15 protein-coding genes are annotated in these 18,339 nt (G+C 71.5%); 4 read left to right on the forward strand and 11 right to left on the reverse strand.

The window, feature by feature from the left end; translation table 11 throughout:
• The first annotated feature begins 50 nt into the window (after window positions 1-50).
• On the forward strand, window positions 51-995 hold the full coding sequence (locus tag AB0M63_RS09655) for a hypothetical protein (RefSeq protein ID WP_366018975.1): 945 nt from the start codon (window positions 51-53) through the stop codon (window positions 993-995).
• Between the two features lie 12 nt (window positions 996-1,007).
• Here AB0M63_RS09655 and AB0M63_RS09660 read toward each other — a convergent pair whose 3' ends face one another.
• The 3 genes from AB0M63_RS09660 to AB0M63_RS09670 are packed head-to-tail and all read right to left on the reverse strand — an operon-like array spanning window position 1,008 to window position 2,946.
• The gene (locus tag AB0M63_RS09660; RefSeq protein WP_366018976.1) at window positions 1,008-1,316 is read right to left on the reverse strand and encodes an AzlD domain-containing protein; all 309 of its coding nucleotides are present in this window, start codon (window positions 1,314-1,316) and stop codon (window positions 1,008-1,010) included.
• Entirely contained in the window at window positions 1,313-2,056 is a 744-nt protein-coding gene (locus AB0M63_RS09665; protein ID WP_366019004.1) for an AzlC family ABC transporter permease, read from the reverse strand. Before AB0M63_RS09665 ends, AB0M63_RS09660 begins: the two co-directional genes overlap by 4 nt.
• Window positions 1,960-2,946 carry an AraC family transcriptional regulator gene (locus AB0M63_RS09670; RefSeq protein WP_366018977.1) on the reverse strand — a complete coding sequence of 329 codons (987 nt, stop codon included), beginning with the start codon at window positions 2,944-2,946 and terminating at the stop codon, window positions 1,960-1,962. Before AB0M63_RS09670 ends, AB0M63_RS09665 begins: the two co-directional genes overlap by 97 nt.
• A gap of 113 nt (window positions 2,947-3,059) precedes the next feature.
• Between AB0M63_RS09670 and AB0M63_RS09675 the strand changes: the two genes are divergently transcribed.
• The 3 genes from AB0M63_RS09675 to AB0M63_RS09685 are packed head-to-tail and all read left to right on the forward strand — an operon-like array spanning window position 3,060 to window position 9,778.
• Window positions 3,060-8,078, forward strand: coding sequence for an ATP-dependent helicase (locus tag AB0M63_RS09675; RefSeq protein ID WP_366018978.1), 5,019 nt, complete (start codon window positions 3,060-3,062; stop codon window positions 8,076-8,078).
• 39 nt (window positions 8,079-8,117) lie between these two features.
• Window positions 8,118-8,981: a DNA-formamidopyrimidine glycosylase family protein gene (locus tag AB0M63_RS09680; RefSeq protein WP_366018979.1), complete on the forward strand. Its 864-nt coding sequence runs from the start codon at window positions 8,118-8,120 to the stop codon at window positions 8,979-8,981.
• Window positions 8,982-9,013: 32 nt separating this feature from the next.
• Window positions 9,014-9,778 carry an SDR family NAD(P)-dependent oxidoreductase gene (locus AB0M63_RS09685; RefSeq protein ID WP_355902338.1) on the forward strand — a complete coding sequence of 255 codons (765 nt, stop codon included), beginning with the start codon at window positions 9,014-9,016 and terminating at the stop codon, window positions 9,776-9,778.
• Here the strand turns inward: AB0M63_RS09685 and AB0M63_RS09690 are convergent.
• The 8 genes from AB0M63_RS09690 to AB0M63_RS09725 form a co-directional block, all read right to left on the reverse strand.
• On the reverse strand, window positions 9,726-10,004 hold the full coding sequence (locus tag AB0M63_RS09690) for a hypothetical protein (protein WP_355902340.1): 279 nt from the start codon (window positions 10,002-10,004) through the stop codon (window positions 9,726-9,728). The genes AB0M63_RS09685 and AB0M63_RS09690 overlap by 53 nt on opposite strands.
• A 261-nt stretch (window positions 10,005-10,265) precedes the next feature.
• Window positions 10,266-10,640, reverse strand: coding sequence for a helix-turn-helix transcriptional regulator (locus AB0M63_RS09695; RefSeq protein ID WP_019060943.1), 375 nt, complete (start codon window positions 10,638-10,640; stop codon window positions 10,266-10,268).
• A 109-nt stretch (window positions 10,641-10,749) separates the two neighbouring features.
• Window positions 10,750-11,295: a CinA family protein gene (locus AB0M63_RS09700; protein ID WP_366018980.1), complete on the reverse strand. Its 546-nt coding sequence runs from the start codon at window positions 11,293-11,295 to the stop codon at window positions 10,750-10,752.
• On the reverse strand, window positions 11,292-12,053 hold the full coding sequence (gene pgsA, locus AB0M63_RS09705) for a CDP-diacylglycerol--glycerol-3-phosphate 3-phosphatidyltransferase (protein WP_366018981.1): 762 nt from the start codon (window positions 12,051-12,053) through the stop codon (window positions 11,292-11,294). The genes AB0M63_RS09700 and pgsA overlap by 4 nt, the downstream gene beginning before the upstream one ends.
• Window positions 12,050-13,522: a 30S ribosomal protein S12 methylthiotransferase RimO gene (rimO, locus tag AB0M63_RS09710; RefSeq protein ID WP_355902346.1), complete on the reverse strand. Its 1,473-nt coding sequence runs from the start codon at window positions 13,520-13,522 to the stop codon at window positions 12,050-12,052. Before rimO ends, pgsA begins: the two co-directional genes overlap by 4 nt.
• A gap of 104 nt (window positions 13,523-13,626) precedes the next feature.
• Entirely contained in the window at window positions 13,627-14,487 is an 861-nt protein-coding gene (locus AB0M63_RS09715) for a RodZ domain-containing protein (protein WP_355902348.1), read from the reverse strand.
• A gap of 266 nt (window positions 14,488-14,753) precedes the next feature.
• Entirely contained in the window at window positions 14,754-17,459 is a 2,706-nt protein-coding gene (locus AB0M63_RS09720) for a DNA translocase FtsK (RefSeq protein WP_366018982.1), read from the reverse strand.
• A gap of 123 nt (window positions 17,460-17,582) precedes the next feature.
• Window positions 17,583-18,266 carry a response regulator gene (locus tag AB0M63_RS09725; protein WP_033287121.1) on the reverse strand — a complete coding sequence of 228 codons (684 nt, stop codon included), beginning with the start codon at window positions 18,264-18,266 and terminating at the stop codon, window positions 17,583-17,585.
• Window positions 18,267-18,339 lie beyond the last annotated feature (73 nt).

Here is an 18,339-nt window from a genome sequence, read left to right on the forward strand (position 1 = left end):
CCGAGCCGGGACCGCTCGCCGAGACCGCTTTCCGCCCTACGGTCTGACGCATGGCCGAAACAGGAGCTTCCCCACTCCCCCCGACGCCCCCGGCGCACTCCCCGCTCTTCCGCGCCGAGCACTTCGTCTGGCTCACCGCGCGCGTGCTGGAACAGCGCCTCTTCGCGTACCACTTCCTCAACGGCGACCCCGATCCGGTGGAGACCGCGCTGGACGCGTACCGCAACGAGGACGGCGGGTACGGGCACGCGCTGGAGCCCGATCTGCGCGGCCCGGTCAGCCAGCCGCTGCACACCGGTCACGCGCTGCGTGTGCTGGACTCCATCGGGCGCTGCGGCGGGCAGCGAGTGGAACGCGTGTGCCGCTATCTGACCTCGGTCTCCACCGCCGACGGCGCTCTGCCGGCGATCGATCCCGGCCAGCGCGGCTATCCGGCGGCTCCGTTCGTGCCGATCGTGGACGACCCGCCCAGTGAACTCCTCGCCACCGGGCCGGTGGTGGGCCTGCTGCACCGCAACGAGGTGTGGCACGCCTGGCTGTTCCGGGCGACCGACTTCTGCTGGCAGGCCGTCGACTCCCTGGAGAAGTCGCACCCCTACGAGATCGAGGCCGCCGTAGCCTTCCTGGACTCGGCGCCCGACCGCCCGCGCGCGGAGGCCGCCGCCGACCGCCTGGGCCGTCTGGTGCGCGAGCACCGGCTCGCCGCCCTGGACCCGGAGCATCTGGAGGCCTATCCGGTCGCCCCCGGGTACGCGCCGGGCGAGCACCACTTCCCGTACGACTACGCGAGGACGCCGAGCTCCCTCGCGCGCGCGTGGTTCACGGACGACGAGATGGCCCGCTCCCTGGACCACCTGACGGCCGACCAGCAGGAGGACGGCGGCTGGCCGATCCGCTGGCGCCAGTGGGCGCAGGGCATCGCCCTGGAGGCACGCCCCATGGTGACGATCCAGGCACTGCGCACCCTCAAGGCGTACGGCCGCTCCGTGGGCTGACTCCGGGCCGCCTCAGCCGCCCAGGGCCCGTACGCCCGCCGTCACCAGGACGGCCGCCGCGACGACGAGCAGGAACGGTGCCCGCAGCACCAGCGCTACGGCGGCCGCCGCGAGCCCCGCGGCCCGGGCGTCGAGCACGAGCGCGTGCCCGTCGGCGAAGGTCTGCTGAGCGGTGAGCGCGGCGAGGAGCGCGACCGGCAGCAGGGCGGCGAGCCGCCGCACCAGCGGCCGTTCGAGCGTGCCCGCGGGCACGAGCAGACCGGCGACCTTGACGACGTAGCAGCCGAGAGCGGTCGCTGCGATCGCGATCCAGACGGTCAACGGTCCTCCTCCTGCGCGTCGTTGTGTGTGCCGCCCTGCCGACGACCCACTACGTAGAGGGCGATCGGCGCCGCGAGAGCCGCCGCCAGGACCGGCACACCGGCCGGCAGTACGGGCAGCAGGCCCAGTCCCAGCAGGACCGCGAGTGCAGCTACAGCACGCTCGGTGCTGGTCTTGAGCATGGGCGCGAGCAGTGCGAGGAAGACGGCGGGCCCGGCCGCGTCGAGACCCCACGCGTCCGTGTCCCCGATGGCCTGGGCGCCCAGTGCGCCGAGCAGCGTGGTGAGGTTCCACAACGCGTAGAGAGTGAGCCCGGTGACGGTGAACCCGATCCGCGCGGCGCGGCGCGTGGGCTGCGCGAGGGTGACGGCCGTCGTCTCGTCGATGACCCACTGGGCGGCGAACGGGCGCACCGCGCGCGGGAGGGCCAGCAACTGGGACAGGCGCAGCCCGTAGAACGTGTTGCGCACGCCCAGGAAGAAGGCACCCGCCGCCGCGGTGAGCGGATTGCCGCCGGCCGCGAGTGCCCCCACGAGCGCGAACTGGGAGGCACCCGTGAACACCAGGAGGCTGAGGGCGCAGGTCTGGAGCAGGGTGAGCCCGCCACCGGCCGAGGTCACCCCGAAGGCGAACCCCGACAGTCCTACGGCGATCCCGACTCCCAGGGCGTCCCGCACGACGGCGGAATCCGGCTTCGCCCCGGGGTCGGCGCCCGGTTCTCCTCCTGCTCCGGCACGTATGTCGTCTGAAGCGATCTGTTCTGCCACGTGTCCGACGGTAGGAGCAGCCGCCGCCCCGCGTCTTGTACGTTCTTGCGCTCCCGCTGGTACGCGCCCGGGGGTACGCCGACGATCCGGGTGAAGTGCCGGTTGAGGTGCGGCTGGTCCGTGAACCCGACGGTGACGGCCGCCTCCGCGGGTGCCGTACCCGCGTCCAGGAGCCGACGCGCCCGGCGTACGCGGGCGTCGGTCAGCCAGGTGTGGGGCGGCATCCCGTAGCTGTCACGGAAGGCGCGCAGCAGCGCGAAGGGGCTGGTGCCCAGACCGTTCGCGAGTTCCTCCAGGGTGGGCGGTTCGGCCATCCGCTCCTCCAGCACGGCACGCGCGCGTGCGGCGACCCGGCTGCCCGCCGTGCGTACTGCGCGCTGCGGCAGCGGGCCTCCGTTCAGCCGGAGCAGCCTGGTGACGGCGACCCGCAACAGGGTGTCGGCGGCGAGGGCGTTGCCCTCGTCGGCCGCGCGCAGGACCTGGTGGACGAGCCCGACGCTGTAGGGGTCGTCGAGCACGGGACTGTTGAAACCGGGCGTGCCGCGGATCGAGGTGGTCTCGGCGGCTATCGCGGCCACCACCTCGGGCGACGGGTAGACAGCGCCGTACCGCCAGCCCTCGGGAACGCCGGCCCGGCCGGTGTGCGGAGTGTCCGGATTGACCAGCGCGAGCGCTCCCGCTCCGGCGGAGACATCGGCACCGCCGTGGTGGAACACCTCGACGCCGTCCGCGATGCCGGCGATGACGAAGTTCTCATGCGTGTGCCGGACGAACGTCTTGCGGATGTACCGGGCCCGCAGCAGGTCGACCCCGGGCAGTTCCGTGTACCGCCAGTGCCTCGCCAACTCGTCCGAACCTGCCATACGGCCATTCTCCGCCACGGCGGCCGGCAAGTGCCGAAACGATCGTTCGAGCCACCGCCGGAGAATTCCCGCAGGTCAGACGCATTGTCAGTGGTCGGGTGCAGGATGGACGCATGGTCAGCTCCGCACATCGAGCCCTCGACGGCTTCTCCCCCGCGACCCGCGGCTGGTTCACGGGGGCCTTCTCCGCGCCCACCGCTGCCCAGGCGGGCGCGTGGCGGGCCATCGGCGAGGGCTCGGACGTGCTGGTGGTCGCGCCGACCGGTTCCGGCAAGACCTTGGCCGCCTTCCTCGCCGCCCTGGACCAGCTCGCCGCGACACCCCCGCCGGCCGACCCGAAGAAGCGCTGCCGGGTCCTGTACGTGTCTCCGCTGAAGGCCCTCGCGGTCGACGTGGAGCGCAATCTCCGCAGCCCGCTGACCGGCATCCGCCAGGAATCCGTCCGCCTGGGCCTGCCCGAGCCCGAGGTCAGGGTCGGCATCCGCTCCGGTGACACCCCGCCCGCGGAGCGCCGCGCCCTGTCCACCCGCCCGCCGGACATCCTGATCACCACCCCGGAGTCCCTGTTCCTGATGCTGACATCGGCCACGCGTGACGCGCTGACCGGCATCGACACGGTGATCCTGGACGAGGTGCACGCGGTCGCGGGCACCAAGCGCGGCGCGCATCTCGCGCTGTCCCTGGAGCGGCTGGACGAGCTGCTGCCGAGGCCGGCCCGCCGGATCGGCCTCTCGGCGACCGTGCGTCCGGTCGACGAGGTCGCCCGCTATCTCTCCCCGCGCCGCAAGGTGGAGATCGTCCAGCCCACGTCCGGCAAGGAGTTCGACCTCTCCGTGGTCGTCCCGGTCGAGGATCTGGGTGAGTTGGGCGGCTCCCCGGCCACGGACGGCGGCGACGGCGCGGAGAAGCCGTCGATCTGGCCGCACGTCGAGGAGCGCATCACCGACCTCGTCCAGTCGCACCGCTCGACGATCGTGTTCGCCAATTCCCGCCGTCTCGCCGAGCGTCTGTGCAACCGCCTCAACGAGATCGCCTACGAGCGGGCGACCGGCGAGCCCCTGGACGAGCATCACGCACCGGCCGAGCTGATGGGCGGTTCCGGTGCCGCCCAGGGCGCGCCCCCGGTGATCGCCCGCGCCCACCACGGCTCGGTCTCCAAGGAGCAGCGCGCCCAGGTCGAGGAGGACCTCAAGGCGGGCCGACTCCCCGCCGTGGTCGCCACGTCCAGTCTGGAGCTGGGCATCGACATGGGCGCCGTCGATCTCGTCGTCCAGGTGGAGTCCCCGCCCTCCGTGGCCTCCGGCCTCCAGCGCGTGGGCCGCGCAGGACACCAGGTCGGCGCGGTCTCCACCGGCGTGGTCTTCCCGAAGTACCGGGGCGACCTCGTCCAGGCCGCCGTGGTCACCGAGCGGATGCGCACCGGCTCCATCGAGTCCCTGAAGGTCCCCGCCAACCCCCTGGACGTCCTCGCCCAGCAGCTCGTCGCGATGACGGCGCTGGACACCTGGCAGGTCGACGACCTGCTCGCCACGGTCCGCCGTGCCGCGCCCTTCGCCTCGCTCCCGGAGTCCGCGTTCACGGCCGTGCTGGACATGCTCGCGGGCCGCTACCCGTCCGACGCCTTCGCGGAGTTGCGCCCGCGCGTGGTGTGGGACCGCGTCGCCGGCACGATCACCGGCCGCCCCGGGGCACAGCGCCTCGCCGTCACCTCCGGGGGCACGATCCCCGACCGCGGACTCTTCGGGGTGTTCCTGGCCGGCGCCGATCCCAAGAAGGGCGGCGGCAGGGTCGGCGAGCTGGACGAGGAGATGGTCTACGAGTCCCGCGTGGGGGACGTCTTCACGCTCGGCACCAGCTCCTGGCGGATCGAGGACATCACCCGCGACCGTGTCCTGGTCTCCCCCGCACCAGGCGTCCCCGGACGGCTCCCCTTCTGGAAGGGCGACCAACTCGGCCGCCCGCTCGAACTGGGCCGCGCGGTGGGCGCGTTCCTGCGCGAGGTCGGCTCGCAGCCCAAGGAGGACGCCCGCCTGCGCCTCCTCGCGGCGGGCCTCGACGCCTGGGCCGCGGAGAACGTTCTGTCGTACCTGGACGAGCAGCGCGAGGCCTGCGGCCACATCCCGGACGACCGCACGATCGTCGTGGAGCGCTTCCGGGACGAACTCGGCGACTGGCGCGTGGTCATCCACTCCCCCTTCGGCGCCCAGGTCCACGCCCCCTGGGCCCTCGCCCTCGGCGCCCGCCTCTCCGAGCGCTACGGCATGGACGCCCAGGTGATGCACGCCGACGACGGCATCGTCCTGAGGCTGCCCGACGCCGACCTGATGGGCCTGGACCTGCTCGACCAGGAGCCCATGAGGGCCGGCACCGAGTACGACGCGGACCAGGCCCCCGTGGGCGCGGCGGACGTCGCCTTCGACAAGGGCGAGGTCAATCAAGTCGTCACCGACCAGGTCGGCGGCTCGGCCCTGTTCGCGTCCCGCTTCCGCGAGTGCGCCGCCCGCGCGCTGCTGCTGCCGCGCCGCAACCCCGGCAAGCGCACCCCGCTGTGGCAGCAGCGCCAGCGGGCCGCGCAACTGCTCCAGGTGGCAAGCGAGTTCGGCTCGTTCCCGATCGTCCTGGAGGCGGTCCGCGAATGCCTCCAGGACGTCTTCGACGTGCCGGGGCTCACCGAGCTGATGGGCGACCTGGAGTCCCGCAAGGTGCGCCTCGTCGAGGTCACCACCGCCGAGCCGTCCCCCTTCGCCCGCTCCCTCCTCTTCGGGTATGTCGCCCAGTTCCTGTACGAGGGAGACTCACCGCTCGCCGAGCGCCGCGCCGCCGCCCTGTCGCTGGACTCCCACCTGCTGGCCGAGCTGCTCGGCCAGGCGGAGCTGCGCGAGCTTCTCGACGCCGAGGTGCTGACCGAGCTGGAGCGGGAGCTCCAGTGGCTCACGGAGGACCGCCGGATCAAGGACGTCGAGGGCGTCGCCGACCTGCTGCGGATGCTCGGCCCGCTCACCGACGCCGAGTTGGCCGAGCGGGGCGCCGAGCCGCACTGGGCCCAGGATCTTGCCTCGGCCCGCCGCGCGATCCGGGTTCGTGTCGCCGGTGCCGACCACTGGGCCGCGATCGAGGACGCGGGCCGACTGCGCGACGCCCTCGGCACAGCGCTCCCGGTCGGCGTCCCGGAAGCCTTCACCGAACCGGTCAAGGACCCGCTCGGCGACCTCCTCGCGCGCCACGCCCGCACCCACGGCCCGTTCACATCGACCACGGCAGCCGCCCGCTTCGGCCTCGGAGTGGCGGTCACCGAGGGCGCGTTGCAGCGCCTCGCGGCCAACGGCCGTGTCGTACAAGGCGAGTTCCACCCGGCCGGCATCGGTCAGGAGTGGTGCGACGCGACGGTGCTGCGTCGCCTGCGCCGCCGCTCCCTGGCCGCGCTGCGGCACGAGTTGGAGCCGGTGCCGCCTGCCGCGCTGGCGCAGTTCCTCCCCCAGTGGCAGCACATCGGCAAGGGCCACGGACTGCGCGGCATCGACGGACTGGTGCGCGCCGTCGAGCAGTTGCAGGGCGCCTCCGTGCCCGCGTCCGCCCTGGAGAAGCTCGTCCTGCCGTCCCGCGTGGCGAACTACACACCCGCCATGCTCGACGAACTCACCTCCGCCGGCGAGCTGGTGTGGGCGGGCGCGGGCTCCCTCCCCGGCAAGGACGGCTGGGTCTCCCTGTACCTGGCGGACGCGGCCCCCCTGCTCCTCGCGCCACCACACCCACTCGAACTCACGGCGCTGCACCAGTCGGTCCTGGACACCCTCTCCGGCGGCTACGGCCTCTTCTTCCGCCAGATCACCGACCAGGTCCGTGCGACCACCCACCCCGACGTCACCGATCCCCAACTCGCCGACGCCGTCTGGGACCTGGCCTGGTCCGGCCGGCTGACGAACGACACGCTCGCCCCCATGCGCTCCCTGCTGGGCTCCGGCCGTACGGCGGGTTCCACGGCCCACCGCGCGAAACGCACGGTCCCGCGCGGGCGGTACGGCTCCCTCACCGCCGCCACCCGCCCGGCCTCCCGCACCGGTCCGCCGACCGTCGCGGGCCGCTGGTCCCTGCTCCCCGCCCACGAACCGGACCCGACCGTGCGCGCCCACGCACTGGCCCGCACCCTGCTCGACCGGCACGGCGTGGTGACCCGGGGAGCCGTCGCCGCGGAAGGCGTCGAGGGCGGCTTCTCGGCGACGTACCGCGTCCTGTCCGTCTTCGAGGACAGCGGTCAGGCACGGCGCGGCTATGTCGTGGAGGGGCTGGGCGCCGCCCAGTTCGCGATGGACGGCGCGGTGGACCGGCTCCGCGCGGTCGCGAACGCCCGCGACCGGGGCGACGACCTGCCCACACCGGACCCCACCGACAACGACCCCTACGGCTTCGGAACCCTGAGCGGCTCCAGCACACCGACGTCCGGTTCCGCAGCCCCCTTCACCACCTCGACCACCTACGGCTCCTCCGACAACCACGGTCGGCCCGACCCGTCCGACTCCCACGGGGTCCACGACTTCGCCGACGACTTCGGCCCCTTCACCGACTTCGACGACCTCGACGACGCGGGCACACCGACCGCCCCGGCCGCCCGGCAGCACCGCACTCCTTCCTCCCACCCCCCGTCCCCGGGCGACTACATCTCCCCCCGCGACTTCCCCGCCCCGCACCCCCGGAGCAACACAGCCTCCCCCTACGCCAACCACCGCACCCGCCCCTCCCTCACCACCCGAGCCGTGGTCCTGGCCGCCGCCGACCCGGCGAACGCGTACGGCGCGGCCCTCCCGTGGCCCGAGCCTCCGACCGGGGCCGGGCACAAGCCGGGGCGGAAAGCGGGCTCGCTAGTCGTGCTCGTCGAGGGTGAGCTCACGCTCTACATGGAGCGCGGCGGCAAGACCCTGCTCGCCTGGCCCTCCGCACCGGACTCCACGGCCACCGAGGACCCACGCCTCCAGGCGGCCGCCGAGGCCCTCGCGGCAGCGGCCCGAGCCGGTTCCCTCGGCACGGTCACGGTGGAGCGGGTCAACGGCGCCTCGGCCCTGACCTCTCCCATCGGCGCCCTCCTGGAAGGAGCGGGCTTCATCGCGACACCGCGCGGCCTGCGCCTGCGCGCATGAACCGAACCGACTCTCACCACCTCGTGCCACCCTTGACCCATGCCTGAAGGCGACACCGTCTGGCAGACCGCGAAGCGCCTCCACTCCGCCCTCGCGGGCAAGGTGCTGACCCGCAGCGACCTCAGGGTGCCCAAGTACGCCACGGTCGACCTCACCGGCCGCACCGTCCTGGACGTCACACCCCGGGGCAAGCACCTGCTGACCCGTATCGAGGGCGGCCTCACCCTCCACTCCCACCTGCGCATGGACGGCACATGGAGGGTGTACGCCGAAGGCCGGCGCTGGAGCGGCGGCGGCCCGGCCCACCAGATCCGCGCGATCCTCGGCAACACCGGCCACACAGCCGTCGGCTACCGCCTCCCCGTCCTGGAACTCCTCCGCACAACCGACGAAGACCGCGCGGTGGGCCACCTCGGCCCCGACCTCCTGGGCCCCGACTGGAACCCCGAGCAGGCCCTGTCCAACCTCCTCGCCGACCCCTCCCGCCCGCTCGGCGAGGCCCTGCTCGACCAGCGCAACCTGGCCGGCATCGGCAACATCTACAAAAGCGAACTCTGCTTCCTCCTGGGCGCCACCCCTTGGCTCCCCATCGGCGCACTCCCCGCCGACCGCGCCGCGAAGCTGCCCGCGATCGCCAAGCGGCTCCTGGAAGCCAACCGCGACCGCCCCGCCCGCAACACCACAAGCACCCTCACGAACAGCGGCCCCCCGCGCCACACCCCCGACCTGTTCGTCTACGGCCGCGCACCCCGCCCCTGCCTGCGCTGCGGCACCTCGATCCGCACGGCCGACCAAGGCGACGGTTCCCGCGAGCGCCCCACCTACTGGTGCCCGACCTGCCAGGTGGGACCGGCACCGGGCACCACCCCACCCCGCGGAACCCGGCACCGTACGACCAATTGACGGACCGTCAGGAACGTTCGTACCGTCGCTTCATGCCCGTCAACGCGTACGACCTCACCGGACGCACCGCATTCGTCACCGGCGCCGCCAGCGGTATCGGCCGCGCCTGCGCCGTCCTGCTCGCCGAGGCGGGCGCCACCGTGCACTGCGCCGACCGCGACGCACAGGGCCTGCACGAGACGGCGACCCTGATCAAGGACCAGGGGGGCAGCGCCCGCGTCCACCACCTGGACGTCACCGATCGTGCCCAGGTCAGGCAGGCCGTCGAGTCCTGCGAGGACCTGCATGTGATGGCGGCGGTCGCCGGGATCATGCACAGCAGCCCGGTGCTGGAGACCCTGGACGAGGATCTCGACCGGGTGCTGGACGTCAACTTCAAGGGCGTCCTGTACGCCTGCCAGGAGGCGGCCCGGCTGATGCTCGACCGCGGCACCAGGGGCAGCATCGTCACCATGGCGTCGGGCGCGATCGACACCGGAGGAGCCGGGCTGCTCTGCTACAGCGCCGCGAAGGCGGCCGTCGTCCAGTTGACGAAGACGCTGGCGACGGAGCTGGGCCGGCACGGCATCCGCGTCAACGCCATCGCGCCGGGCTGGATACGCACGCCCATGACCGACCACCACGAGGGCGAGGCGCAGGCCCGTACCGAGGCGATGATGGCCCGGCTGTCGCCGCTGGGCCGGGTAGGTGAGCCGGAGGACATCGCCCACGCCGTGCTGCATCTGGCGTCCGACGCGTCGTCGTTCACGACGGGCCAGATCCTCCGTCCGAACGGGGGCGTGGCGATGCCGTGGTAACGAGGGACACCCGCCAAGCGTCCCTCCAGCGCCCCTGCCTGACGGCTCCAGCCGCCCTGGCCTTCGGCACACAGTGCACCGGCAACAGGCTCAGCCCCCACCCTCCGGCTGCGATCGCTCCCTCCAGGACCCCGGCGTCGGCAGCCAGAGCGAGCCTCAGCACGGCCCACCACCACAGTGCCCCGAGTCCCAGGGCAGCCCCCCAGCGCGCTATCCGCCCCGCCATGGCCACCACCTCCAGCCGGACGCCAGACCGCCGCGGTCACCCGCGAGGAGGGCACATCGACGGCACACGGACGCACCACCCGCCTCAACCATGACCGCGCTGGGCCACACCGGCAAACGGACCGCCACGGACCGACAAAGCGCCCGGAACGCGAAAGACCCCGACCTCACCTCTCCAGCTCTCACCGGAGAAGCCCCGGCCGGGGCCTTCAACACATCCTCATACCGGTCGGCGCCGCATCGGCTCAGACCAGCGTCAGCGTCACGCGGCGACCACGTCCACCGCCTCGGCGGGGGCCTTGATGGTCACCCGTTCCGGTGGCACACCGGTCACCGAGACGGAACCCAGCATCGGACGTACCGACGTGGGCACAGAACCGGTGGCCGCAGCAGACTGGGCCAGCTCGGCGAGAGCGAGCTCGTCGCTCACTTCCCGCATGAGCTCGGACATCCGTACGTCCAACGCGTCGCAGATGGCGGAGAGCAACTCGGAGGATGCCTCCTTCTGCCCCCGCTCCACCTCGGAGAGATAGCCGAGTGAGACTCGGGCGGACGAGGAGACTTCGCGCAGAGTACGGCCCTGGCGCTGGCGCTGCCGACGCAGCACGTCACCCAGCAGGCGACGGAGCAGAATCATCGGTGGCTCCCTCCTCGGACCGCGTAGCCGCATCCTTCTCGCCCCACCGTACCGCCTTGCGCCGCGGCCGTGCGGGGAGCGATGTCGTGTTCACTCAGGGCTGCAAACATCAAAACCCCCCGTTCTGTTCCGTATCCTGTGCCCGCTCATTCCCGGTCTGTTCGCTCACGAGCCGCTCCAGAAGCAGCGCGAGTACGCTCCGTACACTCTCCATACGAATTTCCGCCCGGCCGCCGTTCAACCGCAGCGCGGCCACTTTCCCGCCACCGGCTGCATCCGATTCCGGTCCGGGGGGCCCGTCCACGGCCACGAAAACGGTGCCGACGGGCTGCCCGTCCTGCGGTTCCGGGCCCGCCACACCGGTGGTCGCGATTCCCCAGTCGGCGCCCAGAGCCTTCCTTACGCCGGCCGCCATCTGGGCCGCGACCTGCGCATCCACCGCTCCCCGCTCGGTCAGCAGGGTGGCGTCGACGCCGAGCAGTTCGTGCTTCAGCTCGGTGGCGTAGGCGGTGACCGAACCGCGGAAGGCCTTGGAGGCTCCGGGCACCGATGTGATCTCCGCCGCAACCAGACCACCGGTGAGCGACTCGGCGACAGCGAGCGTCGCACCGCTCACGGTCAGTAGTCGCACCACTTCAGCGGCCGTGGAACTCACGCTTCCGTCTCCTCCGACGCCGCCATGCGCTCGGCGATTCCCTGCCTGCGCAGCACAATGGCCTGTCTCACATAGTCGAGCCCGGTCAGCACGGTCAGAATGACCGCCGCCGCCATCACCCAGAACCTCAGGGTGGCCAGCCAGCCCGTCAGCGCCAGCACATACATCCCTACGGCCACGCCCTGCGTGAGCGTCTTCAGCTTGCCGCCGCGGGACGCGGGAATGACGCCGTACCGGATGACAAGAAAACGCAACAGCGTGATCCCGAGTTCCCGGCCGAGGATGACGACGGTCACCCACCACGGGAGATCGCCGAGCGAGGACAGACAGATCAGCGCCGCGCCCATGATCGCCTTGTCGGCGATGGGGTCGGCGATCTTCCCGAAGTCGGTGACGAGGTCGTAGGCGCGCGCCAGATGACCGTCGAACAGGTCGGTGATCATGGCGACGGCGAACGCCGCCCAGGCGAACGAGCGCATCGCCGGGTCGTACCCGCCGTCGGCCAGCATCAGGGCGACGAAGCCGGGGACGAGCAGCAGCCGGAGCATGGTCAGCAGGTTGGCGATGTTCCAGACGCTCGCCTGGTTGACGGCGGCGGCGACGACCTTCGCACCGCGCGCCGGCTTCGGCCCGCCGGGCCCGCCGGACTCGACGACACCGGAGGAGGCACCACCGGAGGCCGCACCGGAACCCGCGCTCACGGGCGCGCCGTTCGCGCTGGAGGTGTCGCCCGCCGCCGATGCCGGGACTCCGGTCATCTGCCCGCCTCCTCACTACACGCGAGCGAGCCAAGGAGCGGCTCGGCCACCAGGTCGACACCTTCCGTACCGACCACCTTCGCCTCGACCATACGGCCGACGCTCAGGCCTTCGCCGCTCGTGAGCAGCACCTGGCCGTCCGTTTCCGGCGCCTGGTGCTCGCCGCGGCCGTAGGCGCCGTCCTCGGAGTCCACCGACTCCACCAGCACCTGCACGGTCTCGCCGACGCGCTCCTCGGCGCGCTGCGAGACGAGCTCCTCGGCGAGCCGCGAGATGTGCGCGAGCCGCTGGTCGACGACGTCCTGATCGAGCTTCTTGTCGTACGTCGCCGCCTCCGTGCCCTCCTCGTCGGAGTAGCCGAAGACACCGATGGCGTCCAGGCGCGCGCCGTTCAGGAAGCGCTCCAGTTCGGCGAGGTCGGCCTCGGTCTCGCCGGGGAAGCCGACGATGAAGTTCGAGCGCACGCCGGCCTGCGGGGCCTTGGAGCGGATGGTGTCGAGCAGTTCGAGGAAGCGGTCGGTGTCGCCGAAGCGGCGCATGGCGCGCAGCACGTCAGGCGCGGAGTGCTGGAAGGACAGGTCGAAGTAGGGCGCGATCTTCGGTGTCGAGGTGAGCACGTCGATGAGCCCGGGGCGCATCTCGGCGGGCTGGAGGTAGCTCACGCGCACCCGCTCCAGGCCGTCGATGTCCGCCAGTTCGGGCAGCAGCGACTCCAGGAGGCGGATGTCGCCCAGGTCCTTGCCGTAGGACGTGTTGTTCTCGGAGACCAGCATGATCTCCTTGACGCCCTGTTCGGCCAGCCAGCGCGACTCGTTGAGCACGTCGCTCGGGCGGCGGGAGATGAAGGAGCCGCGGAAGGACGGGATGGCGCAGAAGGAGCAGCGCCGGTCGCAGCCGGAGGCGAGCTTCACCGAGGCGACCGGGGCGCCGTCCAGCCGACGGCGCAGGGGTGCGCGAGGGCCCGAGGCGGGCGCGAGGCCGTCCGGGAGGTCGACCGGGCCGTGGCCGGGCAGCGCGACGTCAGCGGCGGACTCCTGCCGCTCGGCGGGGCTGATCGGCAGCAGCTTGCGGCGGTCGCGCGGGGTGTGGGAGGCGTGGATGCCGCCGTTCAGGATGGTCTGGAGGCGGTCGGAGATGTCGGCGTAGTCGTCGAAGCCGAGCACTCCGTCGGCCTCGGGCAGCGCCTCGGCGAGTTCCTTGCCGTACCGCTCGGCCATGCAGCCCACCGCGACGACGGCCTGCGTTCTGCCGTGGCCCTTGAGGTCGTTGGCTTCGAGGAGAGCGTCGACGGAGTCCTTCTTGGCGGCCTCGACGAAGCCACAGGTGTTGACGACGGCGACATCCGCGTCCTCGGCGTCCTCCACGAGTTGCCAGCCGTCCGCCTCCAAGCGGCCTGCGAGCTCCTCCGAGTCCACCTCGTTACGGGCGCAGCCAAGAGTGACGAGTGCGACGGTACGGCGTTCAGGCATGGGCTCAAGACTACTTCGTCCCACTGACACCCCACGTCGAAGGGGTTGGCCGATCTTGGCCAACCCCTTGATCACTCACCCCGTGAGACCGGGTGCCGGACCTGTCATCCGACCTCGGGGTCGCCCTTCGTGTACGTGAGCCGCTCCACCGCTCCGGGCTGGAAGTCGTCCTGGATCTTCTTGCCGTTGACGTAGAGCTGGATCGCTCCGGCGTCGCCGAGGATCAGGTTGACCTTCGAGCTGTCCTGGAAGGTCTTGGACTCGCCCTTCTTGAGGAGTCCGTCGAAGAGCAACTGGCCGTTGTGGTCCTTGGCGGAGATCCAGCTGCGGCCGTCGACCGCACTGACCTGGACCGTCACCTTGTCCTGGGGCGCGGCGGCGATGGCACTGTCGGAGGGGTCGGACTTGGGCGTGGCCTTATCGCTGTTCGAAGGGGTCGGCTTGGCCGGCTTGCTCGTGCTGGGCGAGGCTCCCTGGGCGACCTGCGACTTGGCGTCGCTGCCGCTGTCGCCGCCCTTGAACGCCGTGAACCCGACGAAGCCGACCACGGCGACGATCGCGGCGACCATGGCCGCGGTCCAGTTGGGTCCCCGGCGCTCCGGACGGATACGTTCCGCCTCGAAGAGGGGCGCCGCCGGCGTCGGGGCCGGACGTCCGCCGTGATCGTCGTCGTACCGCGCGAGGAGTGGAGCCGGATCGATGTGGACGGCCTTGGCGAGGGTCCTGATGTGCCCGCGGGCGTAGACGTCACCGCCGCAGGGCGTGAAGTCGTCGGCCTCGATGGCGTGCACGATGGCGATGCGGACCCGGGTGGCGCTGCTGACGTCGTCGACGGTCAGCCCGGCGGCGATGCGCGCCTGCTGCAGGGCTCGGCCGACGGAAGGGCGGGCTTCTTCCTCATGACCGTCTGAGGAACGACCGTCTTCGAACGGACGCTCGTCTTCAGGGGAGTTGCCGATGGACACGGGGGCGCCTTTCGAGCGTGTAGCCACCTGTGCTGGAAGTTCAGTCTAGGGGGGGTATGAAAGGGTGGGGCAACCGGGCGGTGGGACTTTGTACGCCATCGGTATGGCCGGACAACCCGACGGCGGGCCAGACACGGACCCCATGGTGGGAGCCCCATCTGTCCTCTCGCTCAACTTGACGTACGGCAAAGGGAAACGGTTGCCCGACGGTCTCTAACGGGTGAGTCACGGACGGCCGCACCCCCTCGGGACCCGTCTACCCGCGCCTACCCTTCAGACTCCCCGCGGATCACCGCGAGCACGCCATCCAGTTCGTCACCCTTCACAAGAACGTCACGTGCCTTGGACCCCTCGCTGGGTCCGACGATGCCCCGGGACTCCATGAGGTCCATGAGCCGCCCGGCCTTCGCGAAGCCGACGCGCAGCTTGCGCTGGAGCATCGAGGTGGAGCCGAACTGCGTGGACACGACCAGCTCGGCCGCCTGGCACAGCAGGTCGAGGTCGTCGCCGATGTCCTCGTCGATCTCCTTCTTCTGCTTGGTGCCCACGGTGACGTCGTCCCTGAAGACGGGCGTCATCTGGTCCTTGCAGTGCTGGACGACGGCGTGGATCTCGTCCTCGGTGACGAAGGCGCCCTGCATACGGGTGGGCTTGTTCTGCCCCATCGGCAGGTACAGCCCGTCACCCTTGCCGATGAGTTTCTCGGCACCGGGCTGGTCGAGGATGACGCGAGAGTCGGCGAGCGAGGAGGTGGCGAACGCGAGCCTGGAGGGCACGTTCGCCTTGATCAGACCGGTGACGACGTCGACGGACGGCCTCTGCGTCGCGAGCACCAGGTGGATGCCGGCCGCGCGCGCGAGCTGCGTGATGCGCACGATCGAGTCCTCGACGTCCCTGGGCGCGACCATCATCAGGTCGGCCAGCTCGTCGACGATCACCAGGAGATACGGATAGGTCTTGAGCTCCCGCTCGCTGCCCTCGGGCGTCTTCAGCTTGCCGTCGCGGATCGCCTGGTTGAAGTCGTCGATGTGCCGGTACCCGAAGGCGGCGAGGTCGTCATACCTGAGGTCCATCTCGCGTACGACCCACTGGAGCGCCTCGGCGGCCCGCTTCGGGTTGGTGATGATCGGCGTGATCAGGTGCGGGATGCCTTCGTAGGCGGTCAGTTCGACGCGCTTGGGGTCGACGAGGACCATGCGGACGTCCTCGGGGGTAGCGCGGCACATGATCGACGTGATCAGGCAGTTGATGCACGACGACTTGCCCGAGCCGGTGGCGCCGGCCACCAGGATGTGCGGCATCTTCGCCATGTTCGCCATGACGTAGCCGCCCTCGACGTCCTTGCCGAGCGCGACCAGCATCGGGTGGTCGTCCTCGGCCGCGTCCGCGAGCCGCAGGACGTCCCCGACGTTGACCATCTCCCGGTCGGTGTTGGGGATCTCGATGCCGACCGCGGATTTGCCGGGGATCGGGCTGATGATCCGCACGTCGGGGCTGGCGACGGCGTAGGCGATGTTCTTGGTGAGCGCGGTGATCCGCTCGACCTTCACGGCGGGGCCCAGTTCGACCTCGTAGCGCGTGACCGTCGGCCCGCGCGTGAAGCCGGTGACGGCGGCGTCGACCTTGAACTCGGAGAAGACGTTCGTCAGCGAGGCGACCACGGCATCGTTCGCGGCGCTGCGCGCCTTGCCGGGGCCCCCGCGCGTGAGGAGGTCGAGCGAGGGCAGCGCGTACGTGATGTCGCCGGAGAGTTGGAGCTGCTCGGCGCGCGGCGGCAGGTCGCGGACCTCCTCCGGGGGCGCCTTGGTGAGGTCCATGACCTCGGCCTTGAGCTTCTCCTGCTTGGGGCGCGTGGCGGGCGCCGGCACGGGCGTCGGGGTGGTCTCCTCGCGGTCGCCGCCCACCCGTACGCCCTGGGTGAGGTCGGCGACGATCGGCGAGGGCGGCATGCCGTGCAGGACGGCACCGTCGAGGGCCGCAGCGGCGGCCGCCGCGACGTCCACGGCGTCCATGGGGCGGTGCATGTCCGGCTGGGGCACCGCGGAGCGCCGGGGGCGGCTCCGGCGCTTGGTGAGGGCCTCCTGCTCGGCGCTGTCGGGGTCGTACGCCTCGGGGGCGCTCCCGCGCTTGCGGGCGCGCGCGGGCAGCGCCTCGCGCCACTGCTCGTCGTAGCGCTCGTCGTCCTCGCCGAACTCGTCTTCGCTGCCGTAGTCGTGGACGATGCCGAGCTTCACGCCGAGCAGCCTGAGGCGCTGTGGGATCGCGTTGACCGGGGTGGCCGTGACGACCAGCAGCCCGAAGATCGTGAGCAGCACGAGCAGGGGTACGGCGAGCACCTCGCCCATGGTGTAGGTCAGCGGGGTCGCCACCCCCCAGCCGATGAGGCCGCCTGCGTCCCTTATGGCCTGCATGCCGTCGCTGCGGGCGGGCGCGCCGCAGGCGATGTGGACCTGGCCGAGGACGCCGATGACGAGCGCGGACAGGCCGATCACGATGCGGCCGTTGGCCTCGGGCTTCTCCGGGTGCCGGATGAAGCGGACGGCGATCACCGCGAGCAGTATCGGCACGAGCAGGTCGAGGCGGCCGAAGGCGCCGGTCACCAGGATCTCGACGAGGTCGCCGACCGGGCCGCGCAGATCCGCCCAGGTGCCGGCGGCGACGATCAGCGCGAGGCCGAACAGCAGCAGTGCGACGCCGTCCTTGCGGTGGGCCGGGTCCAGGTTCTTCGCGCCCTGCCCTATGCCCCGGAACACCGCGCCGACGGCGTGCGCGGTACCCAGCCACACGGCGCGCACGAGCTTGACGATGCCCCCGGTGGGGCTGGGCGCCGGCTTGGGCGCCGGGCGGGCGGTCCTCTTGGCGGCCGCCTTCTTCGCGGGGGCCCTTTTCGCAGCGGCCTTCTTCGTCGGAGCCTTCGCCGGAGCAGCCCTCTTGGCGGGCTGCTTCTTGGCTGCGGAGGGACGTGAGGCCATAGGTGTGAGGTTACCTGTGGAGACGGCAGCGGACACGTGTGCCCACTGCTTCACCCGTTCGTGTCGCTCGTCCGGGTCGGAGAACTGACGCTCGCTCACGCACAACTGCGCCCGCGGCGGACGTCAGTTCTGCGACGGGACCGAAGGGGCTCCACTGCCGGTGCCCGGCTCCAGTGCGTCGAGTGCCCGGCGCAGCCCGGTGAGTTTGCGTTCGAGATGGGCCGCGGTGGCCACAGCCGCCGCGTCCGCCGACTCGTCGTCGAGCTGCTTGGACAGCGCCTCCGCCTGCTCCTCGACGGCCGCGAGGCGCGCCGACAGCTCGGCGAGCAGTCCGGCCGGCTCCTTGGCCGCACCGGCCGCGGGCTTGCCGCCGCCCTCCAACTGGAGCCGCAGCAGGGCCGCCTGCTCCCGCAGTTGGCAGTTCTTCATGTAGAGCTCGACGAACACCGAGACCTTCGCGCGCAGCACCCACGGGTCGAAGGGCTTGGAGATGTAGTCGACCGCGCCCGCCGCATACCCCCGGAAGGTGTGGTGCGGGCCGTGGTTGATCGCGGTGAGGAAGATGATCGGGATGTCCCGGGTCCGCTCCCGTCGCTTGATGTGCGCGGCGGTTTCGAAACCGTCCATGCCTGGCATCTGGACGTCCAGCAGAATGACCGCGAAGTCGTCCGTGAGCAGTGCTTTGAGCGCTTCCTCCCCGGACGATGCCCGAACCAGTGTCTGATCGAGCGCAGAGAGGATGGCCTCCAGCGCCAGCAGATTCTCCGGCCGGTCATCGACCAGGAGGATCTTGGCCTTCTGCACCATGGCCCGCCCTCCTCGCCCCGGATGTGCACCGGGCGCCGCCCCAGGGGACGACTCTCTTGCGCCGCCCGTCCTT

It is taken from the genome of Streptomyces sp. NPDC051576 (assembly GCF_040681835.1).
In the GTDB taxonomy this organism is placed as follows: domain Bacteria; phylum Actinomycetota; class Actinomycetes; order Streptomycetales; family Streptomycetaceae; genus Streptomyces.

Bases quoted from the DNA above. Each gene is read 5' to 3' on its own strand.
- AB0M63_RS09675 (WP_366018978.1), top strand. From the start codon at position 3,060: ATGGTCAGCTCCGCACATCGAGCCCTCGACGGCTTCTCCCCCGCGACC.
- AB0M63_RS09685 (WP_355902338.1), top strand. From the start codon at position 9,014: ATGCCCGTCAACGCGTACGACCTCACCGGACGCACCGCATTCGTCACC.
- AB0M63_RS09720 (WP_366018982.1), bottom strand. From the start codon at position 17,459: ATGGCCTCACGTCCCTCCGCAGCCAAGAAGCAGCCCGCCAAGAGGGCT.
- AB0M63_RS09670 (WP_366018977.1), bottom strand. From the start codon at position 2,946: ATGGCAGGTTCGGACGAGTTGGCGAGGCACTGGCGGTACACGGAACTG.
- rimO (WP_355902346.1), bottom strand. From the start codon at position 13,522: ATGCCTGAACGCCGTACCGTCGCACTCGTCACTCTTGGCTGCGCCCGT.
- AB0M63_RS09690 (WP_355902340.1), bottom strand. From the start codon at position 10,004: ATGGCGGGGCGGATAGCGCGCTGGGGGGCTGCCCTGGGACTCGGGGCA.
- AB0M63_RS09695 (WP_019060943.1), bottom strand. From the start codon at position 10,640: ATGATTCTGCTCCGTCGCCTGCTGGGTGACGTGCTGCGTCGGCAGCGC.
- AB0M63_RS09725 (WP_033287121.1), bottom strand. From the start codon at position 18,266: ATGGTGCAGAAGGCCAAGATCCTCCTGGTCGATGACCGGCCGGAGAAT.
- AB0M63_RS09655 (WP_366018975.1), top strand. From the start codon at position 51: ATGGCCGAAACAGGAGCTTCCCCACTCCCCCCGACGCCCCCGGCGCAC.
- AB0M63_RS09680 (WP_366018979.1), top strand. From the start codon at position 8,118: ATGCCTGAAGGCGACACCGTCTGGCAGACCGCGAAGCGCCTCCACTCC.
- pgsA (WP_366018981.1), bottom strand. From the start codon at position 12,053: ATGACCGGAGTCCCGGCATCGGCGGCGGGCGACACCTCCAGCGCGAAC.